Here is a 14,434-nt window from a genome sequence, read left to right as displayed (position 1 = left end):
GGAGCGATTCTTAACAACACGTTTGCGGATTCGATGCCGATCGGCTCTATGGCGCGGATTAGCGCAAGCGTAATCCGCCCTCTGCCGCCTCAGCGCCGGGTTACACGGAGCTGCCCCTCCCTGCGCACCGTCCAACGTTAAATTCAAGCTCCGGCCGCAGCGCGCGCATCTTCTCGGCCAGCCTTTGGCTCGTCGTCTCCTGCACTTGCGCAAGGCGGTTGACCAGCGCGACATAATCCGCATCGCTCTTGTGCTGGTTCAGCTTTGACTGGCCCTCGATCTCGTCGACGACGATGTCGATCACCCTGATCCCTGCCAGCATCGCCTCGCGCTTGCCGGGCTCCATCTGCGTCAGGTCCCAGGGCTGCTTTTGCAGCCGCGCCTCGGAGACCGCGAGTAGCGCGTCGCCGTGGCCGCGGTTCTCGCCGTGATCGCGCAGATGCGCGACGCCGGACAAATGCACCGCCTCGTAGAGCCAGGTCGAAACGTTGTCGGGTGAGACATACCAGTCGTTGGAGATGTAGGCGTCATCGCCGGAGACGATCAGGAGGAAGCGCCGCGTGCCGTCCGCGAGCTCGACCAGCGGATTTTTCGCGGTGAGATGAATCTGCACGATCACGCGATCGTCGCGCCGCTCGATCACGAACGGCACGTGGGACGCGCGCGGGCCGCGCGCATCGGCGGCGACGATGGCGCCGAAGCCGCGTGCCGCCGCAAAGGCGAGCGCGCGGTCTTGCTCGATGCGAAACTGGGGACGGAGGATGTGCATGGCGGCGGCGCTCGCGAGCTGGAGGGAGACGACCCAGCAAGGCTAGCGCAACTTTCGCCGGAGATCACCGCCATGCACGATCCGGCTCAGCAGATCATGGCATTGTCGCCGTGATCGCAGACGCCGCCGGGCTGGTCGCGGGGCAGCGCCTCGGACTCGCCGAAATGCGGGACCGCCATGCGCGGCGGACCGCCGCTCCAGCGGCCGGCGGCGGCATGGCTCTTCGCGAGCGCGGATGGGCCCGCCGCCGGCACTTCGTGCGCCATGGCCGACCCCGTCAGCATGGCGAGCGCGGTCAGCGCGGCCGCAACCTGTTTGATCCTGGACATCAGTTGCTCCTGTTGGATTCGGCACGCCGGCGCCTTGTTCGCCGCCCGCCGATCGGTTCGCGCTCACATCATGATCGATCGCTCTGCCGTCTTATTCCGACGCCATGAGGCAAGCGTTTGGATGCAGGACAGTCCACCCGTGCATCTTCTTCCACGTCGATCCGACACGTTCGGTTGATCGCGGCGTGACAGACGGGGTTCCGACGCGAACCCGCAAATCAAACCGGGCTGCGCCGCCTGCGACAAAACAGCCCGACGGGCAACTCAGCAAGACCTGTCCACATGTCGCGAGAACGCGGATGTATAACTCACTGGCCGCGTCACACATTCACCGTCGTCCCGGCGCAGGCCGGGACCCATAACCACAAAAGGTGATTGTTGCGCGACGCCGCGGCCACAGCTTTCCTCATCGCCCGATCCTGGGGGTATGGGTCCCGGCCTACGCCGGGACGACGATGTGGAAAAACGCGGGCCCGGACTATCACCGCCATGCTGAGCCGCGCAGCAGCCGTGTCCGCCGTTGAACTGACTGCAACTAGCAGGTTACGCTGCCTTCACGCTCACGCCCTCCCGCTGGAAGGATTCCCCATGAACGGCAATCGATATTATGGCGTCCGCGTCGAGGGGGCGAAATACGGCGTGGGGTTCGGCTCGGCGCTGGCGATCGCGATCTCCTACACCAAGAACCATTCGATCCTGTGGGCGATCATCCACGGTATCCTGGGCTGGCTCTACGTCATCTACGCCGCACTGTTCGGGTGATGCGCACAAGATGACCGTCATCTCAATCCAGTCACAGGTCGCCTGGGGTCATGTCGGCAACAGCGCCGCCAGCTTTCCGATCCAGCTGCACGGCATCGACGTCGTCGCCGTGCCGACCACGCTGCTCAGCAACCGGCCCGGCTATCCGACCATCCGCGGCCGGGTGCTCGACGTGCAGCTGGTCGCCGACCTGCTGCGTGGCATCGAGGAGCGCGGCGCGGTCGAGGCCGCGCGGCTGATCCTGTCGGGCTATCTCGGCTCGGCCGACATCGCCATGGACGTCGCCGACTTCGTCGACCGCGCGAAGGCGGCGAACCCGGCCCTGCTCTATTGCTGCGATCCCGTGCTCGGCGACCGCGACCGCGGCATGTTCGTGCGATCGGACATTCCGCCGCTGGTGCGCGACCAGCTCTGCCCGCTCGCCGACATCATCACGCCCAACCATTTCGAGTTCGAGTTCCTCTGCGGCGCACGCGTGACGACGATCGATGACGTCGTCGCGCAGGCGAGCGCGCTGATGGCGAGGGGACCTCAGACCGTCGTCATCACCAGCGCCGAGCTGGCGGGCACGCCGCAGAGCGAGATCGAGACGCTGGCGATCGAGCGAACTCAATCCGACAAGACTTGCGCCTGGCGCGTGCGCACGCCGCGGGTTCCGATCAGTCCGTCCGGCACCGGAGATCTGTTCGCCGCGCTGTTCGTCGCCGCCCGCGCGCGCAGCCTGGCGACGCCGGATGCGCTCAGCCACGCCGCCTCAAGCGTCCACGGCGTGCTGGAGCGCACGGCGCAGAGCGGAACCGAGGAAATGCGCATTGTCGAAAGCGCCGGCGTGATGCTTGATCCGAAGCCGCGCTTCGCGGCGGTCGCCATCGCCGCATCCTGACATCCGGGACAGGTCTTCATGATCGACATCACCACCCTCCTCACCTACGCCGCCGTCGTGCTCGGCCTGTTCCTGATCCCCGGGCCGGCGGTGCTGCTGGTGCTCGCGCGTTCGGTCACCGGCGGCGCACGCGTCGGCGTCGCGACCGGGTTCGGTATCGCGCTCGGCGATCTCGTCCACACCGCGATGGCGACATTCGGCCTTTCGGCCGTGCTGATGACCTCGGCGCTGGCGTTCTCGGTCGTGAAATATGCCGGCGTGATCTACCTGATCGTGCTCGGCGTCCGCGCCCTGTTCGAAAAGAACGACGAGCTGGATTTGCCGGCGGCGCAGCCGGTCGATCCGCGGCGTGCGTTCCGGCAGGCGATCTGGGCGGAAATGCTCAATCCGAAGACCGCGCTGTTTTTCCTCGCCTTCCTGCCGCAGTTCGTGCATCCCGGCCACGGCTCGCCGGTGGCGCAGTTCGCGACCCTCGGTCTGATCTTCGTCGTGATGAGCGCGGTCTACACCTCGCTGCTGGCGCTCGCCGCCGGCCAGATCAGCCCGTGGATCAGGCGGCATCGCCGCATCGGGCAGTGGCAGGGCCGTGTGGTCGGCACGATCTATATCGCGCTCGGTGTCCGCCTTGCGTTCCAGGAGCGCTGATGTCTCCGCTCAAGCCGCAGGCCAGCTACGACGACTTCGCCCGCCTCGATATCCGGATCGGCGAGGTCGTCGAGGTGCAGCCGTTTCCGCGCGCCCGCAATCCGTCTTACAAGGTCGGCGTCGATATCGGCGCCGGGCGGATCATGTGGTCGAGCGCGCAGATCACGAATTACGAGCCGGCGGCGCTGGTCGGCTCGCTGGTCGTGTGCATCTGCAATCTGGGGCCGAAGAACATCGCGGGTTTCACCTCGGAACTCCTGATCCTCGGCGCCAAGGACGCCGGTGGCAAGGTGATCGTGCTCGGTCCGCGCAGCGAGGTTGCGATCGGCGAGCCGATCTTCTGACGTCGGACTGATCACGGCCGCGTGATTCAAATCGTCTGGAATCCCCGTAGTTTACCGATGGGGGATCACCCGGATTCTCCGTGCCCGCGCGCGCTGCTATTGCAACGCGCGAGAATCGCTTCGGCATGGGAATCGGAAGAATGTCCGCAGTTTTCTTTCATTGCTCCGACGACAAGCACGTCATCCTGGATCGCACCGGCGCCGCGATGGATCTGGCGGAGGCACGCGTGTATGCGGAGCAGCTGGCGCGCAGCTTTGTCATGACACCGAGCGTGGAGGACTGGCGCAACTGGGCGGTCCACGTCACCGACGACATCGGAACCGAGATCTTCGAGCTGCCGTTCACCGCCATCCTCGGCGAGCTGCACTGAGGGCATGCCATGAATTCGATGGAACTTGCCCTGCGGCCGTTGCGGCGCCACCTCGCCCGCCTCGTCGCGCGCTGCGTCACGCTGATCGATGGCGTCATCAACCCCTATCGCCCCGAACTGTACTACATGCGCGGGCCCGGCCCGAAGTGCCGCGCCCGGCGGCAAGCCGCCCTGCGCGACTAAAGCGCGATGAGATTGGGTCGAATCGTCATCGCGCTTTAGCTCTTTGTTTGATCATGATCTTTTCGGAAAACCGCGTCGCATTTTTCCGGATCATGCTCTAGCTTCGCGGCATCCCCGACGAGAAAAGGCCGGCGGGCGTTACGCCACCGGCCTTCTCCTGCAGCTGCCGGTTCCCGGAGTCCGGTTCCGCTGCGATTCCACTTGGTCTCAAGCTTGCGACGACTGTTTTAATCAAATCTTAACGGCATGGCGGTGAGCTGGTTCAAAGGACTCCTTCGCCGTGCGGCGTGGCTTGTTCGTTCGTCGTGCTTGATGCGCTGCACATCGTTTTTGCGCCGATCGCACGTTGATTGTGCGCCACGCATCTTAGGGAATGCTCGACTCAGTGTTACCCTGTGATGCAAACCGAAACGGAGACTTCGGAATGCCGTACTACACCTTCGATCTCGTGGTGGGGGACGAGTTCCGCAATCAAGGAACCATCATCCTCGAAGACATCAGCCTCGCCTCCGACCGCGCCGACCAGCTCGCCAACGAGCTGTCGCAGGTCAAACCGGAGCTGAAGGCGCGCGGCTGCGCCGTGCGCGTCACCGACATCGACCGGCGCGAGCTCTACCGCACGCCGCTCGATCCCGTGCCGCGGTGGCGCCGGGCGGGCTAGCGACCGTCGGTTAGGATTGCGGCGATCGCGCTCGCGCGGTCCCAGCGTTGTTGCGCGACGGCGGGTCGTCTCTGCCCGCCGTCAGCTCTGATGCGGCCCGCGCATCATCTTCATTGCGTCCTCGATATGGCGCCAGTCGCGCGCGTCGTCGGTCTCGCCCTTGCTCTCGCAGGCCACGGCGTTCTGCGCGGCCTGGGCGATCGCCTCCGGACCGTGCTTCAACAGCATCTGCCGCGCGATGGTGTGGATTTGCATCTCGGCTAACATGGCGCTCTCCTCGGCTGTCGACTGCTGACATCAGAAACCACTGAGCGCCGCATCTGGTTCCAGCAGCACGCCGGGCGCGCCACAATCAGCCGTTCCCACGCGGCGCGGCGGCGGTTACAGAGAGAGCCATGGCGCAGAACATCTATGACGATCCCGGCTTCTTCGCCGGCTACAGCCAGCTGCCGCGGCAGGTCCGCGGACTGCTCGGTGCGCCCGAATGGCCGGCGATCCGCGCCATGCTGCCCGATGTCGCGGGCAAGCGCGTGGTCGATCTCGGCTGCGGCTTCGGTTGGGTGTCGCGCTGGATGCGCGAGCAGGGCGCATCCGACGTGCTCGGCGTCGACCTCTCGCAGAACATGATCGCCCGCGCCGCGGCCATGACACAGGATGCGGCGATCACCTACGAGATCGCCGACCTCGAGACGCTGGAGCTGCCGAAATCGACATTCGATCTCGCCTACTCCGTCCTCGCCTTCCACTACATCAGGGATTTCGATCGCCTGGCGCGCATGCTGTATCGCGCTCTTGTCCCGGAGGGGCATCTGGTCTTCACCATCGAGCATCCGGTCTACATGGCGGCGGCCCATCCGGACTGGGGGCAGGACGAAGACGGCCGCAAGACCTGGCCGGTCAACCGCTATTTCATCGAAGGCGACCGCCGGACCGACTGGTATGTGAAGGGCGTGCTGAAATATCACCGCACCATCGGCACCACGCTCAACGCGTTGATCGGCGCCGGCTTCACGCTGCGCCATGTCGAGGAATTCTCCCCGACGCGCGAGCAGATCAAGGCGATGCCCGAACTGGCCGACGAGCTCGAACGCCCGATGATGCTGCTGGTGTCAGCGCAACGCTAGGCCGCGAGCAGCTTGTCGAACTCCTCGGGCGGGTATGATTTCCCGTCCTTGTCGGTGATTACCACCTGCCACCCTTCGCTCGCCCAGACCTTGGCCTTGGCGATGATGATGAAGGTGCTCTCGCGCTCGATCCTGACCGTTTCGTTCTCGCGTTCTGCGATCATCTTGTAGGCCAACGCTTGTCCCTCGCCGACGTGGTCCATCCGGCGATTTGTTGGCAGCGGCTTTGGGCCGGATTTCGCTGGGAGTGTGACAATTTGGTGGAACCGCCGGCGCAAGATGCGGCAGCGCGCAATCCGCGGACGCGCCTATGCGAGCTTTCCCATCAAGGTCGGCATATCCAGCGCCAATGAGTTGACGTTGACGCTGCGCGCGAATCGCATCTGCGGTCCCAGGACGGCAGAGGCACGCACCGGATCGAGGTCGGCCTCGACGCGCCGCGCGAGGGCACCACGACGATGACCGGCAACAAGCTGCAAGCATGACCGCGGCGCCGCCCAGGAAGAGCTGCAATGCCCCGCGCCGTGACGGCCGCCCCAATGCGAAGCCGTCAGTTTCTTGATTGTTGTTTGGCATCGCCGCCCTCCAGAGCAGGACGGAAGTTATGGCGCCGGCTTGCCCTGTCAACGCATGCGGCGCCCATGGCGGCCACAAGAAAAACCCCGCCCTGGAGGGACACCAAGGCGGGGAAGGTTCATTGGGTAGAAATCCACGCGCCTGGAAATGGAGAGCGCGGGGAAGTAGCGGCAACAATTCTATTTGCCGCCATCGTTCGGGCAACAGGATTAAAGCGCGCCCAACGCCGGGACTTTTTCCCGATTGCGCCGGCAAAAATCCCGAGCCCGGCTTGCAGCACGCCGTTCACTGCACGACGTCGAGCCTGACATTCGTGATGCCCTTGCCGATCATGCCGAGCGATTGCGCCGCAGAATGCGAGACGTCGACGATGCGCCCGGGAACGTAGGGTCCGCGGTCATTGACGCGCACCGTGACCGAACGGCCGCTCTTGACGTCGGTAACGCGAAGCCTGGTGCCGAACGGCAATGTCGGATGCGCGGCCGTCAACTCGCGCCCGTCGAACTTCTCGCCGCTCGCGGTCGGCTGCTCCTCGCTGTAGAAGCTCGCAACGCCATGCGAGGCGATCTTGCTGTCGCCGGTCCTGCGCGAGGCATAAGGCGTATGCCTGCGCGCCGTGGCGATGCGTGTGCGCGTGGCAGATGACGCAGCCCGCGACGGCTCGATCGATGCCGGCCGGCTCGCGAGCGCCTGCGAGCGCTGGCTGACAACGGAGGACTGCGCGCACGCCGCGAGCGACGCCGCGCCGATCATCACAGCAAGCAGCCTGAGCGGCTTTTGGGCATGCGCAAACAGGATCGAGGCCGCAGCACCATGCGCGCTGCATCTGACGCCGACGTACGAGTTGACTGCATCGTCGCGTGACATGTTGCACCCCCAACTTGCGCCCCAGCCCAAGCCGAAAATCCAACGGCCTATCAGCCGAATCCAATCGGGGCGGAACGGTGGCGGAGCACGGTCGGACCTGCCGGACGCGATGCGATTTGCCCTCGGGTGTGGTGGATACGCCACACAACCCAGGGAGCTTTCATCCGGAATGCAGTACGGGGCGCTGCGCGAGAGGCCGTGGACGCTCGTGCGCTTCGTCCCCGGCCGGGGTTCCCGAAACTCCCCAACCTCTCCACCCTCTCGCCTTGCTTTGGTCAAACCGGACTGGAGTCGTGGGGACAGGGTCAGGGGTCAATACAGAGCGTAAATTTGCCGGCCGCCCATTTGCGGTTGACCTTGGAATGAAACGGGGACCGCCATGCAATCGACACTGAAAGACGCAGATCCACACGATATTTTCGCGATCGAACCCAGCTTCGCTCCGGTACGTCCGGACAACGCCGTTGCGCCTGCCGGAAGGGCAGCGCCGGGGCAGCGCGAGCCCTATTTCGGCCCGAGCCTCGCGCCTTCGTCCGCGCCCCCGGTCGCATCCGCCGCGGCCGTCGCCTCGGTGCCGCCGTCAGTGGCGCCGGAGCCGCCGGCCGAGCCGGCCTATAGCGCGCCAAGCCATAACGGCCGACTTGACGACATCAGATTGGACCGCGCGCCGCGCCCCACCAGCAAATGGGCGATCCGCGCCTTCTGGTTCTGCTTCGCGATCGCCGGCGCCATGGGCACCGCGGCGTGGCAGCACTACGGCGATCGCGCCAGGCAGATGGCCGCCGAGTGGGCGCCTCAGATCGCTGCACTGACTTCGCTGATCCCGGGCAAGGCAGCCTCCGCCTCGGATCAGGCGAGTGCGCCGCCAGCACAGGCGGCGACCACCGATCAGGCGGCAGCTGAAGCCGCACCGGCCACTCCGCCACAGGACGTCGCCACGGCCGTGCCTGCCACAGCCGCGCCGGCGCCCGCCCCTGCCGCGGCTCCGGCTGCTGCAGCAGCGCCGGTTGCGCCCGCTGCCGCGGCGGCACCAGCCGCAGCCACACCTGACCAGACGCAGTTGCTGCAATCGATGGCGCGCGATCTCGCGTCGATGGGACAGCAGATCGAGCAACTGAAGACCAGCATCGACCAGCTCAAGGCCAGCCAGGATCAGTTGGCACAGCGGGTCGCGAAGACGACCGAGACCAGGGCCGTCGAGCCGCGGCCGGTCGCTCCGCCGCGCCCGCGCGCCGCGGTCACGCCACAGGCAGCGCCGCATGCCGCCGTTGCGCCGCCGCCGGTCCGCCGGCCGGCGCAGGCCTATATCCCGCCGCCTCCGCCGCCCGCGTCAGCAGCGCCGCTGCCGGCTCCCGCCGCCCCGCAGGCGGTTGCGGCACCGCGGCCGGTGCAGCAGCAGTCCTCTGTTGTTGACGCGGATGATGGCGGCCCGGTGGTTCGGCCGCCGATGCCGCTGCGCTGAAGCCTGACCGACCGGTAAAAAAGCGTGCGGCCGATCGCGATGACGCGATCGGCCGCGATAACGCTTCGTATTCGAATTAAGCGCTCTGTCCCGGCGGCAGCACGACCACGGTCGCGCCCGGCTTGATCCGCTGATAAAGGTCGATCACGTCGCCATTGGTCATGCGAATGCAGCCCGACGAGATCGCCTGCCCGATATATTCGGGCTGGTTGGTGCCGTGGATGCGATACAGCGTGTCCTTGTTGCCCTGGTAGAGGTAGATGCCCCGGGCGCCGAGCGGATTGGCCGGTCCACCGGCGACACGCTTCGGATACGGCCCGAGCCGCTCCTGGATATCCTGGGTCGGAACCCAATCCGGCCATTCGGCCAGGCGGCCGACCGTGGCGACGCCGGAGAAAGCCATCGCCTCCTCGCCGACGGCGACGCCGTAACGGATCGCCTTGCCGCCGGGCAGCACGTAATAGAGGTAGCGCGCGTCGGTATCGACCAGGATCGAACCCGGCTGCTCCCGACGGGTGTACTCGACAATGTGCCGCTGGAACTGCTGCGGGATCTTGGCGTCCGCATAGGGCGGATGCGCCAGCAACTGCCGATCACGCGGCGTCATCGCGACATCCGTCGCCGGCGACAGCGTCGCCTGCATGCAGCCGCCAAGCGCAAGCGACCCCACCAGCACCGCAGCAAGCCCCAACTTTGACACGATCATTCTCCCCTGCGTCAACTTGTGCCACATGCTGCCGAAATCGTGCTGAAATCGTGGCAGCGCAGGTTGGAACACGTCTGTTTGATCGGTTCTTTCCGTGAGTGTGTCCCGGCGGTTGCACTCGGTTCCCTTGGACGCTAGCCTCACAAAAAACGTCCAAAACCTCCGGAGGAAATCCATGCGCTACGCTCTGCTGATCGGCGGCCTGATTGTCGCAGCAACCCCTGCCCATGCCGATCCGCGCGCGGCCTATGTCACGATGGTGCTGCAGGCCTTCGCCGCCAAGGTCGAGTGCCCCGGCACCGATCTGGTCTATCAGGACCTCGTGCAGCGGGCGCAGGACATGCATCTGCCCGACGGCACCACCGAGAAGGTGCGCAAGGCGATCGCCTTCATGCATACGGGCGGCAAGATGGGCGAGAAGCAGGCCGACGACCTGATGACGGAAGTCGCGATCGCAACCCAGACCACCGACCTCGATCAGCGCCGCGCCGGCAGCATGACCACCTGGTGCCAGGACCAGAAGACGCGGCTTGCGGGTTACATCAGGACGAAGGAATAGAAAGCGTTTTCGAGCGAAGCCTGTCCCGCACCTGATGCGGGATGGGCACCGGTTCGCGTGAAGAAAACGCGTCAGACAAGAATCCTCAATCGAGCTCCGGCGGCGCGAACCAGTTGGTCAGCGACAGGCCGCCGTCGACCACGATCGACGCCCCGGTGACGTAACCGGAGAGCTTGTGCGAGAGCACGGCAAGCGCCATCGGCGCGAGATCGTCCGCCTGGCCAAGCCGCCCGAGCGGAATGTGCTTTGCCAGCGCTGGATCGGCGACGAAGCCGCCGGCCGCGATCGCGCCGGGCACCAGCGCATTGACGCGGATGTCATAGCGGCCCCAGCTCTTGGCAAGCTCCTTCACCAGCATCGCCATGCCGGCCTTCGCGGTCGAGTAATGCGGCAGGTTGCGCGGCGTGCCGGCATGCAGCGAGGTGAGCAGCAGGAACGAGCCCGGCGTCTTCGCTGCGATCAGCTTACGCGCCAGTTCGCGCGACATATGAAAGCCGGCATCGAGATTGACCGCATGCATCTGCCGCCAGGTCTCTTCGTCGACGGCCATCGCATGATCGGCTTCGCGGCGCGGCGGCGAAGCGCTGTGGACGAAATGGGTCACCTGTCCGACTGTGGCTTGCGCATGCGCCAGCAGGGCGTCGCACGCCGCGCGCTGCGCGAGATCGCCGGCCCACGCGACCGCGAGTTCGGGACGCGGCGCGGCCTTGATCGCCGCCAGAACCTTGTCCTCATGCAGATCGGCAAACACCGTCCGCACACCTTCGCCGACCAGGGCCTGCGCAATGGCGCGGCCGATGCCGTTGCCCGCGCCGGTCACCAGGGCTGTCTCGCGCGCGGGATCGAACGGCGATGTGAAGAAGCTCATGATCGCGAAACTCCTGGAGTTGGCAGACCTGCGCTCAGTAGGGCGGCGCCTTGCGCCCGCGCTGTGCCTTTGCGGCTTCGATCCACCAGGAAAAATCGTCGGCAAAACGCGGAAAGGCGCGTTCGAGCGCCTTGCCGGCCTCGCCGATCGGCTTGCCCTCGGCCGACAGCGTCTGCGCGATCGGTCCCGCACCGATCGTGCTCGACACCACCACCATGCCCATCTCGGACAGCGTACCGTGCCAAGCGGTCGCGGCGCGCACGCCGGCGAACCGCCCGGCCGAATAGCTTGCGATCGCCGCGGGACGCCAGAACCATTCCTCGAGGAAATGGTCGGTCAGGTTCTTCAACCCGGGCTGGATGCCCCAATTGTATTCGCCGGTGATGAACAAGAAGCCGTCGGCGTCGCGGATTTTTCCGGCGAGCGTTTCGAGCACGGCCGGCGCCTGCCCCTTGGGATGTTCCTTGTACATCCGGTCGAGCATCGGCAGGCCGACCGCCTTGGCATCGATCAACTCGACATCGTCGCCGCGCGCACGAAGGCCGTCGACGATGAAGTGTGCCAGCCGGATGCCCATGCGATCCGAGCGATAGGAGCCGTAGAACACGAGTATGCGGTGGGTCATGACAAGCCGATCCTAGCACGGTGTGGCAACAGCGTCCTGCGGTGGGTGCGCGGTGAGCCGCCGCGCACGAGTGTTAACCGGCATTCCAGCTCTTTCCGCCGGCATTAAGCAATTCGTCGCAGGCCCTTCGCCGTGGCCAAAAATCGCCAGATTTGTTTTCTGGATATGTTTTCGCTTCGAGAAGAAGGAACCGACATGCGGATCGCAAACCTGGTCTTCGCAGGCTCGCTCGCAGCCATCGCTGCCGTTGCCACGCCTGCGCTGGCGAAGAGTACCGAGCGGCAGAAGGCCGACGAAAAATCCACCACCACCACTTCGTCCGGCTGCCAGGCCTATCAGCAGGCCGCCGATGGCACCTGGAACCAGCTCCCCTGCGGCGAAGCGGGCTCGAACGGCGCCACCCAACACCGCCCCGCGGCCAAGGGCGCTGACGACGACGAGCACTGACGTGTCACGCCCTGCCGCCACGCGCGGCCGGGCGGCGCGGCGCCTTCGACTTTCGGACCAAACGGCCGGGACCGTTGCGGCGGCTCCCGCATCATAAACCCAAGCTTAATGCACGCCCGCTACGGTTGAGGCCTCCCCTCTCTCGTCAAGAATGGCGCGCATCCCATGAAAATCGGTACTCTCCTGACGGCCGCGATCGTCTCATTGTCCGCGGTCGGCGGCGGACTGGCGGCCTATGTCGCGGTGACCAAGTACCAGACCATGGACAAGGTCTCGACCGCGCAGAACCGGCTCGAAATCGTCCGCGCCGTCGGCGACATCCCGCGCTACATGAACTCCGAGCGCGGCATGTCCACCAACCTCTTGTTCGGCACCGGCGCGATCGACCAGAAGCAGATCGCCGATCTCGACAAGCTGCGCAAGCTGACCGACAGCGCGCTCGCCAAGGTCAATCAGGTCCGCGCCACGCTGCCCGGCTCGCTCGACGACGGCGAAGCGGTTGCGAGCGCGATCGATGCGCTGAAGGCCAAGTTCGCCGCGCTCCGCGACGCGATCGAGAAGGCGATCGCAGGTCCGGTCGACGCCCGCCGTCCGGCCGCAACCAAGATCGTCGCTGACAACTCCGTCTTCAACGCCGGCGTCACCGTGCTGCTCGACGAGCAGGTGCGCCGCCTCGCCGGCCTTGACGGCAACGCCTACCGCCAGGCCAGCTATGCCAATGTCGCCTGGACGCTGCGCGACACCGGCGGCCTCAATGCCAGCCTGCACAAGGCGCTGGTCGGCGCCAAGCGTGTCGCGACCGAACAGGAAAAGCTGGAGCTGTTCCGCAGCACCGGCCGCACCGAGCAGATCCTCTCGACGCTGCAGGAGTTGCGCAACAATCCGGCGACATCAGCCAATGTCCTGACGGCGCTGGGCAAGATGCAGGCCGACTACGTCGAGCGTTTCGGCAAGGCGCTGAAGCTCGCCAAGGAAGGCGCGATCTCCGGCAAGTATGAGCAGGACGTCGAGACCTATTACGTTGAATCCCAGATCGGCCTCGCCTCCATCATCACCGTGCGCGACGCATTCTACGAGAATGCCGAGCAAGGCCTTGCGAGCGCCTATTCGTCGGCGCGCTTCAGCTTCGTGGTGGCGCTGATCGGACTGCTCGCGGTCGTTGCCGTCAGCGCCGGCCTGATCGTCATGGTCCGTCGCCGCATCCTCAACCCGATCGCGGCCCTCACCGGCCGGATGTCGCGCCTTGCCTCGGGCGAAGTTGCCGAGATGATCCCGGGCGCCGCGCGCAAGGACGAGATCGGCGCGATGGCCGCCGCCGTGCAGGTGTTCAAGGACAACAAGATCGAAGCCGATCGCCTCGCTGCCGAGAAGGAAGCCGAGAACGACGTCAAGATGCGCCGCGCCCGCGTGCTCGACGACCTGACCCGCGCCTTCGAAGCCAAGGTCACCGAGCTGGTCGGCGGGTTGTCCGCGGCATCCTCGGTGATGGAGGACACGGCGCAATCGATGTCGGCCACCGCCGCCGCCACCAACCGCCAGGCCGCCGTCGTCGCCGCGGCATCCGATCAGACCTCGACCAACGTGCAGACGGTGGCGAGCGCCACCGAGGAGCTGACCTCCTCGATTTCGGAGATCGCCCGCCAGGTCGCGACCTCGACCGAGATCGCCGCGCGCGCGGTCGACCATGCCCGGCGCACCGGCGACACCGCGCGCTCGCTGGCCGAGGGCGCGCAGAAGATCGGCGACGTCGTAACGCTGATCCAGAGCATCGCGGCACAGACCAATCTGCTCGCGCTCAACGCCACCATCGAGGCGGCCCGCGCCGGCGAGGCCGGCCGCGGCTTTGCCGTGGTCGCGTCCGAGGTGAAGTCGCTGGCCGGCCAGACCGCGAAGGCAACCACGGAGATCTCCGAGCAGATCACCGCGATCCAGACCGCGAGCGACGAGACCGTGACGGCGATCCGCAGCGTCATCGACGTCATCACCGAGATCGACCAGATCGGCACCGCGATCGCCGCAGCGATCGAGGAACAGGGCTCGGCGACCAAGGAGATCTCGCGCAGCGTTCAGGAAGCCGCGCGCGGTACCCAGGAGGTCAATTCCAACATCTCCGGCGTGCAGCGCGCCGCCGACGACACCGGCGGCGCCGCGAACCAGGTGCTCGGCGCGGCCGAACAGCTCTCGACGCAGTCCAAGGACCTCGCCGGCCAGGTCAACCGCTTCCTGTCCGACGTGCGGGCGGCGTAATCGAGA

21 protein-coding genes are annotated in these 14,434 nt (G+C 66.1%); 12 read left to right on the top strand and 9 right to left on the bottom strand.

Translation table 11 applies throughout. The features are described from left to right. Positions 1–100 precede the first annotated feature (100 nt). Positions 101–769 carry an FMN-binding negative transcriptional regulator gene (locus ACVWY5_RS15275; protein WP_038377178.1) on the bottom strand — a complete coding sequence of 223 codons (669 nt, stop codon included), beginning with the start codon at positions 767–769 and terminating at the stop codon, positions 101–103. An 86-nt stretch (positions 770–855) separates the two neighbouring features. Further along, on the bottom strand, positions 856–1,098 hold the full coding sequence (locus ACVWY5_RS15270) for a hypothetical protein (protein WP_028332289.1): 243 nt from the start codon (positions 1,096–1,098) through the stop codon (positions 856–858). Positions 1,099–1,686: 588 nt separating this feature from the next. On the opposite strand from ACVWY5_RS15270, the gene ACVWY5_RS15265 reads away from it, so the two are divergent. The 7 genes from ACVWY5_RS15265 (at position 1,687) to ACVWY5_RS15235 (ending at position 4,947) form a co-directional block, all read left to right on the top strand. Beyond that, positions 1,687–1,860, top strand: a complete 174-nt coding sequence (locus ACVWY5_RS15265) for a hypothetical protein (protein ID WP_016840760.1) — start codon at positions 1,687–1,689, stop codon at positions 1,858–1,860. A gap of 10 nt (positions 1,861–1,870) precedes the next feature. Then, complete coding sequence (gene pdxY, locus ACVWY5_RS15260) at positions 1,871–2,743, top strand: pyridoxal kinase PdxY (protein ID WP_063616694.1); 873 nt, start codon at positions 1,871–1,873, stop codon at positions 2,741–2,743. Between the two features lie 18 nt (positions 2,744–2,761). Then, complete coding sequence (locus tag ACVWY5_RS15255; RefSeq protein WP_028332290.1) at positions 2,762–3,388, top strand: LysE family translocator; 627 nt, start codon at positions 2,762–2,764, stop codon at positions 3,386–3,388. Beyond that, entirely contained in the window at positions 3,388–3,732 is a 345-nt protein-coding gene (locus ACVWY5_RS15250; RefSeq protein ID WP_028332291.1) for a tRNA-binding protein, read from the top strand. The genes ACVWY5_RS15255 and ACVWY5_RS15250 overlap by 1 nt, the downstream gene beginning before the upstream one ends. Positions 3,733–3,872: 140 nt before the next feature. Beyond that, complete coding sequence (locus tag ACVWY5_RS15245; RefSeq protein ID WP_028332292.1) at positions 3,873–4,103, top strand: DUF6894 family protein; 231 nt, start codon at positions 3,873–3,875, stop codon at positions 4,101–4,103. A gap of 9 nt (positions 4,104–4,112) precedes the next feature. Continuing rightward, positions 4,113–4,286 (top strand): hypothetical protein, encoded by a 174-nt coding sequence (locus ACVWY5_RS15240; RefSeq protein ID WP_321177256.1) that lies wholly within the window; start codon positions 4,113–4,115, stop codon positions 4,284–4,286. Positions 4,287–4,710: 424 nt separating this feature from the next. Continuing rightward, positions 4,711–4,947 (top strand): hypothetical protein, encoded by a 237-nt coding sequence (locus tag ACVWY5_RS15235; RefSeq protein ID WP_016840755.1) that lies wholly within the window; start codon positions 4,711–4,713, stop codon positions 4,945–4,947. 81 nt (positions 4,948–5,028) lie between these two features. Here ACVWY5_RS15235 and ACVWY5_RS15230 read toward each other — a convergent pair whose 3' ends face one another. Continuing rightward, positions 5,029–5,214, bottom strand: a complete 186-nt coding sequence (locus ACVWY5_RS15230) for a hypothetical protein (protein ID WP_028332293.1) — start codon at positions 5,212–5,214, stop codon at positions 5,029–5,031. A 128-nt stretch (positions 5,215–5,342) separates the two neighbouring features. Between ACVWY5_RS15230 and ACVWY5_RS15225 the strand changes: the two genes are divergently transcribed. Further along, a complete protein-coding gene (locus tag ACVWY5_RS15225; RefSeq protein ID WP_028332294.1) occupies positions 5,343–6,071 on the top strand; it encodes a class I SAM-dependent methyltransferase in 729 nt (242 codons plus the stop codon). On the opposite strand, the gene ACVWY5_RS15220 is transcribed toward ACVWY5_RS15225, so the two are convergent. From ACVWY5_RS15220 to ACVWY5_RS15210, 3 genes are all read right to left on the bottom strand, one after another. Beyond that, on the bottom strand, positions 6,068–6,274 hold the full coding sequence (locus tag ACVWY5_RS15220) for a hypothetical protein (protein WP_028332295.1): 207 nt from the start codon (positions 6,272–6,274) through the stop codon (positions 6,068–6,070). The genes ACVWY5_RS15225 and ACVWY5_RS15220 overlap by 4 nt on opposite strands. A gap of 105 nt (positions 6,275–6,379) precedes the next feature. Then, on the bottom strand, positions 6,380–6,550 hold the full coding sequence (locus tag ACVWY5_RS15215) for a hypothetical protein (RefSeq protein WP_160321804.1): 171 nt from the start codon (positions 6,548–6,550) through the stop codon (positions 6,380–6,382). Positions 6,551–6,932: 382 nt separating this feature from the next. Further along, positions 6,933–7,514: a septal ring lytic transglycosylase RlpA family protein gene (locus tag ACVWY5_RS15210; protein WP_321177255.1), complete on the bottom strand. Its 582-nt coding sequence runs from the start codon at positions 7,512–7,514 to the stop codon at positions 6,933–6,935. Between the two features lie 379 nt (positions 7,515–7,893). Here ACVWY5_RS15210 and ACVWY5_RS15205 point away from each other — a divergent pair, with 379 nt between their 5' ends. Further along, positions 7,894–8,976, top strand: coding sequence for a hypothetical protein (locus ACVWY5_RS15205; protein WP_051376006.1), 1,083 nt, complete (start codon positions 7,894–7,896; stop codon positions 8,974–8,976). A gap of 76 nt (positions 8,977–9,052) precedes the next feature. Here the strand turns inward: ACVWY5_RS15205 and ACVWY5_RS15200 are convergent, their stop codons facing one another. Beyond that, positions 9,053–9,682 (bottom strand): L,D-transpeptidase, encoded by a 630-nt coding sequence (locus ACVWY5_RS15200; RefSeq protein WP_456671675.1) that lies wholly within the window; start codon positions 9,680–9,682, stop codon positions 9,053–9,055. Between the two features lie 175 nt (positions 9,683–9,857). Here ACVWY5_RS15200 and ACVWY5_RS15195 point away from each other — a divergent pair, with 175 nt between their 5' ends. Then, positions 9,858–10,241 carry a hypothetical protein gene (locus tag ACVWY5_RS15195; protein WP_016843931.1) on the top strand — a complete coding sequence of 128 codons (384 nt, stop codon included), beginning with the start codon at positions 9,858–9,860 and terminating at the stop codon, positions 10,239–10,241. 85 nt (positions 10,242–10,326) lie between these two features. Here ACVWY5_RS15195 and ACVWY5_RS15190 read toward each other — a convergent pair whose 3' ends face one another. Both ACVWY5_RS15190 and ACVWY5_RS15185 read right to left on the bottom strand, forming a co-directional pair. Then, positions 10,327–11,109 carry an SDR family oxidoreductase gene (locus ACVWY5_RS15190; protein WP_028332298.1) on the bottom strand — a complete coding sequence of 261 codons (783 nt, stop codon included), beginning with the start codon at positions 11,107–11,109 and terminating at the stop codon, positions 10,327–10,329. A gap of 34 nt (positions 11,110–11,143) precedes the next feature. Then, the gene (locus tag ACVWY5_RS15185; RefSeq protein WP_028332299.1) at positions 11,144–11,734 is read right to left on the bottom strand and encodes an NADPH-dependent FMN reductase; all 591 of its coding nucleotides are present in this window, start codon (positions 11,732–11,734) and stop codon (positions 11,144–11,146) included. A gap of 132 nt (positions 11,735–11,866) precedes the next feature. Here ACVWY5_RS15185 and ACVWY5_RS15180 point away from each other — a divergent pair, with 132 nt between their 5' ends. Further along, complete coding sequence (locus tag ACVWY5_RS15180; protein WP_283090515.1) at positions 11,867–12,181, top strand: hypothetical protein; 315 nt, start codon at positions 11,867–11,869, stop codon at positions 12,179–12,181. A 165-nt stretch (positions 12,182–12,346) separates the two neighbouring features. After that, positions 12,347–14,428: a methyl-accepting chemotaxis protein gene (locus ACVWY5_RS15175; RefSeq protein WP_028332301.1), complete on the top strand. Its 2,082-nt coding sequence runs from the start codon at positions 12,347–12,349 to the stop codon at positions 14,426–14,428. Positions 14,429–14,434: the final 6 nt, after the last annotated feature.

The sequence above is a fragment of the Bradyrhizobium sp. USDA 3256 genome, from assembly GCF_054058275.1.
This window is presented reverse-complemented; position numbering and strand designations above follow the sequence as displayed.